At 59.5% G+C, this 13,821-nt stretch carries 12 protein-coding genes; 5 read left to right on the top strand and 7 right to left on the bottom strand.

The features are described from left to right. Positions 1 to 224 precede the first annotated feature (224 nt). The 3 genes from CLV97_RS14795 to CLV97_RS14785 all read left to right on the top strand — a co-directional run bounded on the left by CLV97_RS14795 (position 225) and on the right by CLV97_RS14785 (position 2,583). Complete coding sequence (locus CLV97_RS14795; RefSeq protein WP_245891623.1) at positions 225 to 1,769, top strand: MFS transporter; 1,545 nt, start codon at positions 225 to 227, stop codon at positions 1,767 to 1,769. Positions 1,770 to 1,984: 215 nt separating this feature from the next. Then, a complete protein-coding gene (locus tag CLV97_RS14790) occupies positions 1,985 to 2,254 on the top strand; it encodes an AbrB/MazE/SpoVT family DNA-binding domain-containing protein (RefSeq protein ID WP_106346298.1) in 270 nt (89 codons plus the stop codon). Beyond that, the gene (locus tag CLV97_RS14785) at positions 2,254 to 2,583 is read left to right on the top strand and encodes a type II toxin-antitoxin system PemK/MazF family toxin (protein ID WP_106346297.1); all 330 of its coding nucleotides are present in this window, start codon (positions 2,254 to 2,256) and stop codon (positions 2,581 to 2,583) included. Before CLV97_RS14790 ends, CLV97_RS14785 begins: the two co-directional genes overlap by 1 nt. Before the next feature lie 316 nt (positions 2,584 to 2,899). Here CLV97_RS14785 and CLV97_RS14780 read toward each other — a convergent pair whose 3' ends face one another. The 6 genes from CLV97_RS14780 to dapD all read right to left on the bottom strand — a co-directional run bounded on the left by CLV97_RS14780 (position 2,900) and on the right by dapD (position 10,588). Next, positions 2,900 to 4,828: an oxidoreductase gene (locus tag CLV97_RS14780; protein WP_211295765.1), complete on the bottom strand. Its 1,929-nt coding sequence runs from the start codon at positions 4,826 to 4,828 to the stop codon at positions 2,900 to 2,902. Positions 4,829 to 5,271: 443 nt separating this feature from the next. After that, entirely contained in the window at positions 5,272 to 5,601 is a 330-nt protein-coding gene (locus CLV97_RS14775) for a hypothetical protein (protein WP_146130516.1), read from the bottom strand. 302 nt (positions 5,602 to 5,903) lie between these two features. After that, positions 5,904 to 6,980, bottom strand: a complete 1,077-nt coding sequence (locus CLV97_RS14770; RefSeq protein ID WP_106346295.1) for a Cfr family 23S rRNA (adenine(2503)-C(8))-methyltransferase — start codon at positions 6,978 to 6,980, stop codon at positions 5,904 to 5,906. A gap of 380 nt (positions 6,981 to 7,360) precedes the next feature. Beyond that, a complete protein-coding gene (locus tag CLV97_RS14765; RefSeq protein WP_106346294.1) occupies positions 7,361 to 8,500 on the bottom strand; it encodes an N-acetyldiaminopimelate deacetylase in 1,140 nt (379 codons plus the stop codon). Positions 8,501 to 8,566: 66 nt separating this feature from the next. After that, a complete protein-coding gene (locus CLV97_RS14760; RefSeq protein ID WP_106346293.1) occupies positions 8,567 to 9,772 on the bottom strand; it encodes an aspartate aminotransferase family protein in 1,206 nt (401 codons plus the stop codon). A gap of 105 nt (positions 9,773 to 9,877) precedes the next feature. Further along, positions 9,878 to 10,588: a 2,3,4,5-tetrahydropyridine-2,6-dicarboxylate N-acetyltransferase gene (gene dapD, locus CLV97_RS14755; protein ID WP_106346317.1), complete on the bottom strand. Its 711-nt coding sequence runs from the start codon at positions 10,586 to 10,588 to the stop codon at positions 9,878 to 9,880. A 508-nt stretch (positions 10,589 to 11,096) separates the two neighbouring features. Between dapD and CLV97_RS14745 the strand changes: the two genes are divergently transcribed. Both CLV97_RS14745 and CLV97_RS14740 read left to right on the top strand, forming a co-directional pair. Beyond that, a complete protein-coding gene (locus CLV97_RS14745; RefSeq protein WP_106346316.1) occupies positions 11,097 to 11,783 on the top strand; it encodes a response regulator transcription factor in 687 nt (228 codons plus the stop codon). After that, entirely contained in the window at positions 11,767 to 13,245 is a 1,479-nt protein-coding gene (locus tag CLV97_RS14740; protein WP_106346291.1) for a HAMP domain-containing sensor histidine kinase, read from the top strand. The genes CLV97_RS14745 and CLV97_RS14740 overlap by 17 nt, the downstream gene beginning before the upstream one ends. A gap of 95 nt (positions 13,246 to 13,340) precedes the next feature. Here CLV97_RS14740 and CLV97_RS14735 read toward each other — a convergent pair whose 3' ends face one another. Further along, positions 13,341 to 13,817 carry a nucleotidyltransferase domain-containing protein gene (locus CLV97_RS14735; RefSeq protein ID WP_106346290.1) on the bottom strand — a complete coding sequence of 159 codons (477 nt, stop codon included), beginning with the start codon at positions 13,815 to 13,817 and terminating at the stop codon, positions 13,341 to 13,343. Between the last annotated feature and the right edge of the window lie 4 nt (positions 13,818 to 13,821).

Raw genomic sequence — 13,821 nt, 5'->3', positions numbered from 1 at the left:
ATCGGGCTACTAAAGGCCGGGGTTTTGACTGGGATTCCGTGACCGCCGCATTCCTCTTTTCCATCTGATGGATTTTGGTGTAGGATGAAAAATATAATTGTTTATTAACAATGTGTCGGAAGGTCCATTCCGCCGGGAGGGAGCGAACGGTTTTCCTTCCGGCCACGGGCTTTTGGAAGCCTCAAATGTCAAATGTGGAGGGAAATAATGTGAATCGACGTCTCATGGGATCGGTGGTTCTTTTTTGTGTCGGCGTGTTTATGGGTGCCTTGGACAACGGGATCATATCCGCGGCCTTGACGACGTTGATCGATTCCTTTGACGTGACGGCAACGTGGGGTTCCTGGACCGTCACCATCTATACATTGGGGATGGCGATCAGCATCCCCATCGTCGGAAAAATGTCCGACAAGTACGGGATCAAGAAGCTGTTTCTGATCGAGATCTTTTTGTTCGGCCTGGGTTCCCTCCTGGTTGCCAGCAGTTTCAATTTCGGGATGTTCCTCGTCGCCCGGCTGATTCAGTCCCTGGGCGGAGGCGGGATCTTCATCATCGCCAGTTCCTACATACTTCGGAGTTTTCCGGTGGAGAAGCAGGGCGGGGCTCTCGGAATGCTGGGAGCCATGCACGGAATCGCGTCCGTTCTGGGACCGAATGCGGGTTCCTTCATTTTGAGCGTCACCGGAAGCTGGCACTGGCTGTTTCTCATCAACATTCCGATCGCCGTGATCCTGCTGATCCTCGGCTTTAAAGTGATCCAGGATCCCGAGATGGACGATGCGGTGCAAAAAACGGATTGGGCGGGCATCGGCCTGCTCAGCTTTGCGCTGCTCAGCCTGATGTACAGCTTTACCCTGTTGGAGGGCGTGGACCTGCTGGAAAGCATGGCTTCTCCCGAATTTCTTCTCTTTGCGGGGGCGGGCATCGTACTCCTCGTCGCGTTGGGGTTTGTCGAAAGGCGCATGGAGGCGTCCCGGGATGTGGATCCTCTGCTGCCCGTGACCTTGCTGAGGGACGCCAGCTATCGCTGGACGCTCGTTTTGGCGCTTTTGTCGGGGGCCATACTGGCTTCGGTCATCTTTATTCCCGCCTACATTGAACAGTATCTGGGCGTGGATCGAAATCTGTCGGGGTACTGGGTCACTCCCCTGGCCATCGCTTCCGGCGTGGGAGCCGGCGCCGGGGGAGCGGTGGTGGATCGGCGCGGGCCGATTCAAGCCCTGTTGGTGGCCACGGTCCTGACGGTAATCGGGTTTTTGCTGTTCCCCCTGTGGGTGAACTCCCTGTGGCAGATGGTGGTGGCGAGCTGCCTTGTCGGAGTGGGGTTCGGTTTCATGCTGGGGGCTCCCATCAATGTGCTCGCGGCGGAAAAGGCGGGGAATCAAAAGGGGATCGCCCTGGCCACCAGCTCCCTCCTCCGTCAGATCGGGATGACCCTTGCGCCGACGGTGTATGCCGGTTTCATCGCCCGGTCCTTCTTGAACCTGGAGGATACGATCAAAAAGAAAATGGAAGATGCCAACATTCCCGTGGGGGGAAACATGGCCCATCCCACCGGGGAAGAGATGGATGTGGCGGCGATGCAGGAAGCCTTTGATAAAATCCCGGATCCGACCGTGAGGGAGATCCTGTCTTCTTCCCTGCACGAGGCGGTGGAAACCGGGTACAGCGGTCTGTTCTACGCGTCCACGACCGTCGCCATCGCAATGCTGCTTGCGGTGATCCTGCTCGGTTTGGTCCGCAGGAAGGCAGCCCGACAGGAAGCTTGATTTGGAAAGCCCCCCGCGCCGGGGTTTTCGCGCTGCTGACAAATTCTCAACACCCGGGAAGGAGGGAAGTGACTTTCCCTCCTTCTTTATGCTTGCCTTGCAACTTTGCAGACCCGATCCCCCCTGCCGTTCAGGATTTTGGGCCCTTTTCGGGTATCCCGGCTCCCTCCGTTGTATAAACTATGTGTATACAGCCTGTTCTTGAGGGTGATATAATGGAATCAAAAGGAAAAGGCGGAGGGATGGCGGTGACCACGCGGGTGCAGAAGTGGGGGAACAGTCTGGCTGTTCGGATTCCCAGCCATATTGCCGAGGAGACGGGCATTCACCAGGGATCTGAAGTCGACATGTGCGTGGAGGGCAACGTCATCAAATTGGTGCCCAAGAAAAGAAAGCCGACCTTGCAGGAGCTGCTGGAGAAGGTGACACCGGAAAATCGCCATGACGAGATCGATTTCGGCGTGGAAGGGAATGAGCGCCTCTGATGCAGGTGCCTGACCGCGGAGACCTGGTCTACGTCAACTTTCACCCTCAAGCGGGACATGAGCAGGACGGGAGGCGTCCCGCCATTGTTTTGTCGCCGAAGGCCTTCAACGAGGTGACCAAATTTGCGGTGGTGTGCCCGATCACAAGCCGGGAAAAGGGGTATCCCTTCGAGGTGAAATTGCCGGAGGATTTGCCGATTCAGGGAGTGGTCCTGACGGACCAGGTCAAAAGCCTGGACTGGCGGGCTCGTCGGTTCCGAATCGAAGGGCGCGCTCCCGTGGAAGTGGTTCAGGAGTGTCTGGACCTCATACATACGTTTTTGTCATAAGATCCGCAGTCTGGGAAGATGGGCCCTTAAGTGTTTTTCTCATACCGATTCAAGGGGGGACAACCTTCCTTGAACATGCAGAGGGGCCGATCGTTTTTTTTGACTCCGAGGATGAGGGGGCGTACGGGAATACCATCCTTTGACACAAGGAAAAGGTGAAGACGGCCTTTTCGGCCGTCGTAACTGCTGACTCGGGAGGCGATTTTCGTCGAGCGACTCGCTACCCCGCGTGGGGCCGATGCGGAAAATCGCCCCCATCCTGACACTTTGTCAACAGCTTGGACGGCCTGTTCGGCCGTCCATTATTGATGCAGCATCACAGGGAGGAGGCGACTTCGTAGGCATCCCAGATGGCGTACATGATGTTGGCCACCCGGCGCGAATCGCCGATCCGGTGGATGTTCGCGAAATCATGTTTCAGCTCGTCGTACAGAGTTTTGTCGGGATCGAAACCGATGGCCAACACGACGGTGTCCGCCTCGATTTCTGTCTCCTCACCGTCCGCGTGGACGAGAACCCCTTTCTCGGTGGCTCGGATCACCTTCGTGGAGGTCAACACTTTTATGCCGTAATGTGGAATGAGCGCCTTGAGCATGTCGGAGTTGGCGTGGCAGAGCGGGCCGTTTGCGGCGAGAAGTTCATCCATCTCCTCCACCAAAGTGACCTGTTTGCCCTTCTTGGCCAGCCAGAGGGCCAACTCGCAGCCGACCAGTCCGCCGCCGACCACCACCGTGCGCTCTCCCGCCGTTTTTTCCCCCAGCAGGACCTCTGTGGCGGTGAAGGTGTTATTGCCGTCTCCCAGGGGGATCCGCTTCGGGATGGACCCGGTGGCCACGATGACGGCATCGGGATTTTCTTCCCTCACCATATCCGCCGTGACGGGGGTGTTCAGTTTGATTCTCACCTGCAAATCCCTCAGCACGTTTTCGTACCAGGCGGCGAGGGCCCGGTCATCCTCTTTGAAGTCGGGTACGCCGCCCGCCAGAAGATTGCCTCCCAGGCGGTCCCCTTTCTCGTAAAGGACGGGCTCGTGCCCGCGGAGCTTCAGCACCCGGGCCGCTTCACAGCCTGCGACGCCTCCCCCGATGATCATCACTTTTTTCGGTTGAAGCGCCGGCGTCAGCCGGGCTTCGCGCTCCCGACAGGCGGCGGGATTGACCGCACAGCCCAGGGAGGAATATTCCTGGATGCGGCCCATGCATCCTTCATGGCAGGAGAGGCACGGACGAATCAATTCCCGCTTTCCGGCCCGCAGTTTGTTCACGTATTCCAGATCCGCCAGAAGGGGGCGTCCCAGACCGATGATGTCGCAGGCGCCGCTCACTAGGGCATCCAGGGCGAGGTCGGGGTTGTCCATCCGCCCGGCGCAGATGACGGGAACATCGACGGTTTCCTTCACCCGTTTCGCGTAGGGGATGTAAAGGCCCTTCGGCATGTACATGGGGGGATGGCTCCACCACCAGGCGTCGTAGGAACCGACGTCCACGTCGAGGGCGTCATAACCGTAGCTGACCAGCAGCTTGGCCGCTTCGATCCCCTCCTCCACGTCGCGTCCCTTTTCATCAAAGGTTTCGCCCGGCAGCCCGCCTTCCCTCCAGTCCTTGATGAAGCTTTTGACGCTGTAGCGCAGCGCCACGGGGAAATCGTCGCCGCAGCGCTCTTTGATTTCCTCAACGACTTCCCGCGCAAACCGGAGCCGGTTTTCCAGGGATCCGCCGTATTCGTCGGTGCGCCGGTTGAAGAAGGAGATGGCGAATTGGTCCAGCAGATACCCCTCATGCACGGCGTGGATCTCGACGCCGTCAAAGCCTGCCCGCTTGGCGTTGACGGCTCCGATTCCGAACATCCTGACGATGTGCCGAATCTCCTCCTTGGACAAGGCCCGGCAGGTCTTGTTCAGCCACCGGTGGGGGATGGGAGAAGGCGCCACGGGCGGATGGTCGCCCAGATTGGTGGGGATGGTCACCCTCCCGCCCGCGCTCATTTGCAGGAAGATCCTGGCGTCATAGGAGTGAATCCGCTCGGTCAACTCCCTGGCGGTCCGCACGAAATGGATGCCGTTGTGGGTGGGGCAGGGAACGCTCGGCATGGCGTGCTTTTCCACCTGATTGTCGACAAAGGTGACGCCGGTGATGATCAGGGCGGTTCCTCCCCGCGCCCGTTCCACGTAATAATCGATGCCGCGCTGATTGAATCCCCCCTTCGGAATCGGAAAGGCCGAGGGGGCCCATCGGCGCCATCGCATAGCGGTTTTTCAGCTCCACCGGTCCGATGGAAACCGGTTCAAACAGTTTGGCGTACTTTTGGGACATACTTCGCTCCTCCTTATTTTGGAAAAACTCTCAAGCTGTCCGTTCCGTCCCACTGCTCCCGCACAATGTTTTTTTCTTGATCCAAAGACAGTGTACAGGGAAAAGCGGAGATTATTTGTGATAAATTGAACAAAAAGGGTTTCGACTTGTGATATTTTGTTTCCGTTGTTTGACAGGCAGTCCTTCCCGGGAGAGGATGAGGGGGGATGAGTCGGTCTTACCCGCTTTTTCGAAAAGCGGGCGGCTCGGCCGGAAAAGGGGAAGGGGAAAGGTCCTTGGCGGGGAACGGCTGACCGTCTTTGCGGGTGATTTGGGGGACACTGGAAGTTTTCCGCCGAAGGGTGTCTGGCAAGGGCAAAGAAGAAGGGTATGTGAATTATTGAACATGGGGGCGCAGACTGCAAAGTCTGCAACTGAGATGGGTGATTTCCGGGGCGGGATGCAGTTTTGGAAAGATCCACCGGCCGGACGGAAGGAATCGCCGGGATAAGGAATCCGGCGCGAATCTCGCCTTCCAAGTTGCGACGGCCCAATCCACTGCCGGCATGGCCTGGGAGGAGGAACTGCTCATCGCGATGCGATGGAGCAGGATTCCCTCTTCCTTCAATCGGATGCAAACGTGCCGGATTACGCCCCGGAGGTTGACTCTTTTCCGGAAATAGGATCGGAGCGGCAGGGAAGGGGATGCGCAGATGAAGGCCATCACCTGCGTCCCTCCGCACGTCGGAGATGGGTTCCGATCTGCCGAGAGGCTGACTGAACGGGACATCAGGTGTAAGACCTGCGGGTTCGCGGGGCGTTTTGCGCAGGGGAATTGGCTCCGGATTCTGAAGATCCACCGGAGAAGCGGGTGTTGACGGGTTTTCTTCTGCCTGATCGGATTATCCTGAAAATGTGGAAATCCCCGGCTCCGTGACGGGGCCGGGGCATTTTCGATGCGCCGGGGTGTCGGCCGGGCACATCCAAAAGGTGTTTTCTGCTGCCGGTCGATGTTTCCCCGGAGTCGCTTCACTGCTCTTGCGGCGCAGGGCTTTTTCGCTCCTCCGGCTTGCCGCGGATGTAGTACCGCCCGTACAATTGTCCGCAGGCGGCTTCGATGTCCACGCCGAAGGATTGTCTTACGGTCACCTTCACACCCGCTCTTCGCAAACGCCTGCAAAAGCGGGTCAGTTCATCCTCGTTCGGCCGCTGGTACGCCTTCGGAGCCCCGCTGGCGGGATTGTAACGGATCAGGTTGACGTGATACAGATAATCCCAGGGGCCACGTCCCCGCAGCAGGGAAATCAGTTTCCCGGCATGTTCGGGTGTGTCGTTGACACCGGGCAGAACGATGTAGGCGATGTACACCTTGCGCCGATTTTTGCGGATGTGCGCATCCAACGCGTCCAACACCTCGTTCAACGGATACTTCCGGTTGATGGGCATCAGAGCGCTCCGCTGCTCGTCAAAGGGGGAATGGAGCGAAAAGGTGAGATTCACCTGCGGAAACTCTCTGGACAGACGTTCGATTTGGGGGATGAGCCCGATTGTGGAGACCGTGATCCTCCGGGGGCTCAAGTTGAACAACCGGGGATCGGTCAGGACTTTCAGGGCGGCGAAGGTTTGCGGGTTGGCCAGCGCCTCCCCCATTCCCATCAGGGAAATGCTGTCGATGGGATGATTCTGCAGATGAAAATAAAGGATCTGATCGGTGATCTCATCCGCGCTCAAATTGCGCTTGAAACCGATCTTGCCCGTGGCGCAGAAGCTGCAGCCGAAGCCGCATCCGCACTGGGAGGAGACGCAGTAGGACTGCCAGCCCGCGCGGTAGATCAGCCGGACCGTTTCGATCTTATTGGAATCGGGCAGTTCAAACAGCACTTTGTCCGCCTGGCCGGACCGTTTTCGGAGTGCGGGTCTCAGGCGCAAAACGCTCTTGCCAAACCGTTCCCGCAACTGATGGCGAAGCGGGAGCGGCAGGGTCGCCATCCGCTCGAATTCGCCGATCCTCTCCTTGAAGATGGCGTGCAGGATTTGGTTGAAGCGGTACATGGGCCATCCCTTCTCAGCGACAAACGCCTTCAGCCGGTCGTATTTGGTTTCCATGACGTTCCCTCCTCGGCAGGCACCAGAGGCACGGCGGCGCCGGCGCCCCCTCGGAGGAAAATAGGGTTTCCAACAAAGAAAGGCGCCGGGTAACCGGCGCCGGAGACAAACCGAACAGATCATCGCTGTTCCAGCAAAAAAGGCGCCGGACATACCGGTGCCTTTGCTGCCTGCGTTTGTTAATGTCGATTTTTATACGTATAAAAACAAGCAGGTTGTGAAGAGCTCCGGTATGTTTTCGCTATGCCATTTAAGCTGAGCGAAAACATTGAACATGCTCTTCACAACCCCCTCGCTTTATACTGATTGTTATTATAATCCAATTTCCGGGGAAAGGCAATCTTTTTCAGGATGTGAGCAACCGGACGGCAGGTATGCCCTCATCCTCTTCCCCGACGCGACTTCCATTCGATGTAGCGGGTAACCAGGCGGATGGCCACCTCGATCGCCTCTTCCTTCGGCTCGATCCGGGGATGATGGAGTCCGTAGGGGGTTTCCACCCCCAGCCAGAACATGAAACCGGGGATCTCCCGCAGGAAGTAGCCGAAGTCTTCGCCGGTCATCGCCTCCCGGCATTCGACCAGCCGAACCTCGGTGGTGCGGATCCAGTCCATGAATTCCCGGGTGAGGGACTCGTCGTTATACACCTGGCAGTAGCCCGCCCCCCAATCGATGGCCGTCTGGCAATCGAAAGCTTCGCCGATTCCCCGCACCATCGCCCCGATCCGGTCCTTGACCTTCCGCATTGTATCCGGGGAGAGGGTGCGGATCGTCCCTTCCAGCCGGGCCTTTCCGGCGATGACGTTCTGCCGGGTGCCGGCGTGAAGCTTTCCGATGGTCAGGATGGCCGCCTCCTGCGGATCCACGTTGCGGGAGACGATGCTCTGCAGTTGGATGGCCAGTTGGGAAGCGGCAACCACCATGTCGTTCGCCAGGTGGGGCATGGCCGCGTGGCCGCCCTGTCCGACCAGATCGATGTACAGCTCGGAGGTGTTGGCGAACAGAATTCCCGGTTTGACGGCGATGGTTCCAACGGGGTATTCCGGCGCGATGTGGAGGGCCAGCATCATATCCGGCCTCCGGGCGTTGAAGATTTCGCTTTCCAGTAGGGGTTTGGCCCCACCGGGCCCTTCCTCCGCCGGCTGGAAGACGAAGAGAAGGTCGTCGTCGATGGGATGATGGACGAAATGGGTGAGGACCCCCAGGGCGATGGCCATGTGGAAATCGTGACCGCAGGCGTGCATCCACCCCGGATGGGTGGAGCGAAAGGGGAGGGTGGTCTCCTCTTCCACGGGCAGCGCGTCCATGTCCGCCCGATATCCGATGCGGAGGGAGGGATTGTTCCCCGCGATGTGGACGAGGATCCCCGTTCTCCAGGTTTGGATCTCCATCCGTTCCCCAGGCAGCGTGGCCAGGTAATCCAGCAGCAGCCGCTGGGTTTTCACCTCTCCGAATCCCGGTTCCGGAATTTGATGCAATTGGCGCCGCAGAGCGACAAAGGGGTTGAGAGCCGTCGTCATGTCCGGACTCCTTTCCTGAGAAGCTGGGTGAGAAAGCCCTCGGCGGGTTTCCCCGGCGGCCGCTCCCTATGCGGAAAAACGGGCGGTGATATACCCGTCGAGGGTGTCGGCGAAGCGGTCGATTTCTTCCCGGGTCAGCGTGAGGGGAGGAAGCAGGCGGATCACCGTTTTGGCGGTCACGTTGACCAGGATCCCCTCTTTCAGAAGATCCTGCATCAGCCGGAGGATCTCCTCCGGGGAGCGCCCCGTGTGAATGCCGATCATCATTCCCTTCCCCCGGATGTCACGGATCACATCCGGATGTTTTTGCCGGAGCGCCCGCAGGCGGTTCCAGAGGTGTTCCGCCGCCCGTCGTCCCATCTCCAGTCCGTCCTCTTCCAGCAGCACGTCGAGGACGGCATTTCCCAGGGCGGCGCTGAGGGGAGAAGGGGCGAAGGTGGTGCCGTGGTCCCCGGGGCGGAACAGGTGGGACAGCCGCCGGCCGGCGATGATCCCCCCGAGAGGGAGGCCGCCGCCGACCCCTTTGGCGAAGAGGAGCAGGTCCGGTTGAAGGCCGGTTTGCTGGTAGGCGAACAGCGTGCCGGTCCGCCCCATTCCCGTCTGGATTTCATCCATGCAGCACAGGATGTTTTGCCGCCTGCAGATGTCGCCGATCGCCTCCAGGAACGCCCTGGAGAGAGGGAGCACTCCCCCGGCTCCGAGAATCGGCTCCGCCAGGATGGCCGCGGGCCGCTTCGTTTCGCACACGCGGACCAGCTCGTCCACGTTGTTGGGCTCCACTTCGTAGATGGGAAAATCGGGCTGGGGGTAATCCTGGTAGACCGAGGGTTGGCGCGTCAGGCGCAGGGCACCCAGCGTTCTCCCGTGAAAGCTGTTTTTCAGCACGACGATGCCGTCCCTTCCCTCTCCTTCGGCGCGGATCCACTTGTGGATCAGCTTGACGGCGGCCTCCGTCGACTCCGCTCCGGAGTTGGCGAAATAGACCTTGCCGGGAAAGCTGTTTTCCACGAGCCGCCGGGCCAGGCGGATGGCCGGAGGATTCAGGAAGAGGTTGGAGATGTGCAAAAACTTCTTCCCCTGTTCCTCCAACGCCCGGAGGATGGCCGGATGGGAATGCCCCAAGACGTTGACGGCCAGTCCCGTGAAGAGGTCCAGATAGCGTTTTCCGTCGGTATCGATCAGATAATTGCCTTCCCCCCGCTCGATGGCGATGGGCAGCCTGCTGACGGTGGGCAGAATGTATTGTTCGTCCAGTCTTTTCCATTCGTTCATCGCGGTTCCTCCGATCGGAGTTTCGTCTGAAGAAAAAGGGCCGTGCGGCCCTGAGGAGGAGATTCCGGGCGCCAATCCGGCGGAACGCCGGGCGGCTTTTCCGAATCAAAGCTGACGCAGTTCCTGTTTGATCTCCGTCTTCGCGCGGGTTTTCTCGTCGATCTTTTTGATCACCCGGGCGGGAACTCCGGCGACGACGGTGTATTCCGGCACATCGTCAGTGACGATGGCCCCCGCCGCCACCACGGACCCTTTGCCGACCCGTACGCCTTCCAGGATGACGGCGTTGGCTCCGATCACCACATCGTCTTCGATGATCACCGGCTTGGCCGAGGGCGGTTCAATCACTCCGGCGATGACGGCTCCGGCGCCGATGTGGCAGTTTTTGCCGACGGTTCCCCGACCTCCGATCACGGCGTTCATGTCCACCATCGTTCCTTCGCCGATCACGGCCCCGATGTTGATCATCGCACCCATCATGATGACCGCGTTTTTCCCGATCTCCACCTGTTCGCGGATGATCGCGCCGGGCTCGATCCGCGCCGGGATGTCTTTCAGATCGAGGAGGGGGATGGCCGAATTGCGCCGGTCGTTTTCCACGACCATCTCCTCAATGCTTTCCTTGTGGGCATCCAGCACGGGCTTCAGAGACTTCCAGTCGCCGAAGACCACGCCGACGCGGCCGGCGACAAAGGCCTTCGCGTCCGGGCCGAAGTCGATTCCCTCGAGATCTCCCTTGATGTATACCTTTACCGGGGTTTTCTTTTCACTGTTCTGGATATAGGAGATAATTTCGTGGGCATCCATCATCTTCATCATGATACCGCCTTTCCGAGTGGGGTGTTTCGGGCGAAAGGGCCCGTTCCGCAACAGGTTCCGATGTCTAAATGAAGTATACCATACCCAAATGCGGGGACAAATCGGGAAGCGGGGATTTCTCTCCGTTATGAGGGCGCTTTTCGGGTTTGGGAGAGAGACTGCCGGCGCGTTTCTTTCCCGGAAATGCCCTGACATTTCCCTGACACAAACGGCGGCTACAATAAGCATGTCCAAACACCATCACCCGGACCTTGTCCGAGATGTTGCCGGACGCGTGAGGAAACCGAGGGCGGGACCCGAAGGCGACCGGGATGGACCCCCTGACTCGGTGACGGACCCCATATAGCCGGTTCCGATGTTCCTTCGGGATTCTTCGCGCATTCTCCGGCGCGGACATCCAGCGGCATGATTGCAACCTCCTTTCGGGCCGATTCCCTTCGGCCCGTTTCTTTTCATTCAAGTACAATAGAGGAAGGAATGCCGGAAGAAAGGCGGGGTGGTGTCCTTGAGACTGGTGTTGGTGGTGGAAGACGAAGTTCCCATTTCCCGGGTCCTGGCGGCTTATCTGCGCCAGGCCGGTTTTCGGGTGGAGGCCGCCTTTGACGGAAAGGAGGCGCTGGATCGGTTTGAAGCCCTGCAGCCCGATCTCGTCATCCTGGATGTAATGCTTCCCGAGATGGACGGGTGGGAAGTGCTGAAGCAGATCCGAAGCCGGAGCTCCTGCCCCGTCATCATGCTGACGGCCCTGGGGGAGATGCACCAGCGCGTAGCGGGGCTGAACGAAGGGGCGGACGATTATGTGACCAAGCCCTTTGCTCCGGAGGAGGTCGTCGCCCGGGTGCGGGCGGTGCTGCGCCGCCCCCGGCCGATGGTGCGGGGGAGGGAAATCGCGCAGTTCGGCAGCCTGAAGATCGATTTTGACGGGCATTGTGTGTTTCTTCGCGGCAAACGCTTGTCACTCACACCCCGGGACTTTTCCCTGCTCTCCTTTTTCGCCCGCCATCCCAACCGGACGTTTTCCCGGGATCAACTGCTGGACCGGGTTTGGGGCTGGGAATACGAAGGAAGCGACCGGGCGGTGGATCTGGCGGTCAAGCGCCTGAGGAAAGCCCTGAAGGAGTGGCCGAAGGCCGAGGGGGAAATCATCACGCTTCGCGGAGTGGGGTATCAGTTCCGTGTCTACGAAAGCTGACCAAAAGCGGGTTCCTCTTCTGAAGTACTGGACGATTCGCTATCTGCTGGTGTTGCTCTCCAGCCTGGTCATCGTGGCTTCCCTGTCCGTGTACTGGACGCAGGAAAGGGAGAAGAAGCACCACCTGCAACTCAACCGGCTCTTCGCCCAGGAGATCGCCGAGCGGATCGGCAGCGAGGGGGAGTTGGTGATCAGCTCGGCGGTGTGGAACCGGTTGTTGTCCCGGGGCCGGAGCTATTTCGATCTCCCCGGAGAAGAACGGGAGACGCAGCCGCTTCCCCTGATCCTGATCGTCGATCGGGAGGGGAAGGCGGTCTACCAAAACCGGGCCATCGACAATGAGCGGCTTCTTCACTATTTGCTGGAGAAGGGCCCCGTCGCCGAGGAAGAAGTCATGGACACGCTGGAGAATGGGGATGTGGCCTGGTACATCGTCGCCGAGCCGATCTGGAGGGGGAATTGGCTGATCGGAACGGTTTTCGTCATCAGCGAAGAGAGCGTTCGTTCCACCATGCCCTTCCGTCAGATCTTCCCCTGGATCATCGTCATCCTCTGCCTGGGGATTTCGGGGTGGATGGTCCTCTATTGGCTGTCGCGCAAGCTGACGGACCCCATCCGCCGGGTGGCGGCGGCGGCATCCCAGCTCAGGCAGGGGAATTACGACATCCGGCTTCCCCGGGACCTGAAGGAGCGGGAACTGTACGAGCTGACCCATTCCTTCTCGGAAATGGCCTCCCGGCTGAAGCGGTCGGAGGAGCTGCGCACGGAGCTGTTGGCCGGGGTCACCCACGAGCTGAAGACCCCGATCACGTCTATCGGGGGGCTGCTGAAGGCGGTCCGGGACCGGGTCGTGACGGGCAAGGAGGCGGACGAGTTTCTGGACATCTCCCTGGAGGAGACGAAACGGTTACAGAAGATGGTGGAAGACCTGCTGGAATTCAACGCGTACGCCACAGGCACCGTCCCGATCGAATTGAAGCCCCTCTCCCTGAACGAGTTGATCCGGGAGATGGCGGAGCGGTGGAAGGTGGTGAATCCCCCTCCCTCCCTTCACCTCCGGACGACCCTGCCCGAGGAGATCCTGATGGTGCGGGGGGACGCCCACCGCATCCAGCAGATCCTGTCCAACTTGCTCGACAACAGCCGATCGGCGCTGAAGGATCAGGGAAACATCGAAATCCGGCTCTATGCCCGCGATCCGGAAACGGCGGCCGTGGACTTCACCGACGACGGTCCGGGGATTCCGCCGGAGGAACAGCCGCTGATTTTCGAACGCTTTTACCGGGGGAAGAAAAAGAAGGAGAAAACGAGGGGACTGGGATTGGGTCTGCCCATCAGCCGCCTGCTGGCCCGGGCCCAGAAAGGGGACCTGTTTTTGAAGGAAAGCGCTCCGGGGCGCACCACTTTTACCCTGTTGCTGCCCCGTGCAAAGGAAAAATCTTTGGCCGGCGGGATCGAATAAAAGAATATCTTCGAAAGCGCCGGGGCATCCTCCCGGTCTTTTTATCGTTCTTTTTCATGAATTCTGCCGGGAAAATCGGTGTTTTTCTGCATAAGTCAGGAATTTTGTCCCTCCAGCCACCTCCGGATCGTCTCCGCCTTCTCCCTGCGGCCCAGACGCAGATAAGCCCGGTATTCATACTCCAGGGAGAGGACCGGGATGCGCATTCCATCCCTTTCCACATACAGGCGAAAGCGGGCCGGATCGACGGGTTCTTCCCAACGCCAGTCCTCCAGCCGCTTTTGGATGTCGCCCATGATCTCCACCCGGATGCCGTCGATGGTCAGGCTGCCGAAGTGGGAGCGGATGGTCTCCGCCTCGGAAAAGGTCACCTTTCGCGTGACAAAGGGGGCGAAGCGCCTTTCGATCTCGTAGGCGCCGGAGCGGTCGGTCTGAATGTCGATATCGTTTACCGTCATCGGCATTCCCTGCAGGGCCATGCCCAGGCTGCCGGTGACCGCCCAGACCGCGGAGGAGCCGGCCAAGCCGTCGTGAATTTTCCGGAGAACCTGGAGGTAGATGGGTTGGATCAAGTGC

The sequence above is a fragment of the Planifilum fimeticola genome (genome assembly GCF_003001905.1).
GTDB classification, from domain to species: Bacteria; Bacillota; Bacilli; order Thermoactinomycetales; family DSM-44946; genus Planifilum; species Planifilum fimeticola.
This window is presented reverse-complemented; position numbering and strand designations above follow the sequence as displayed.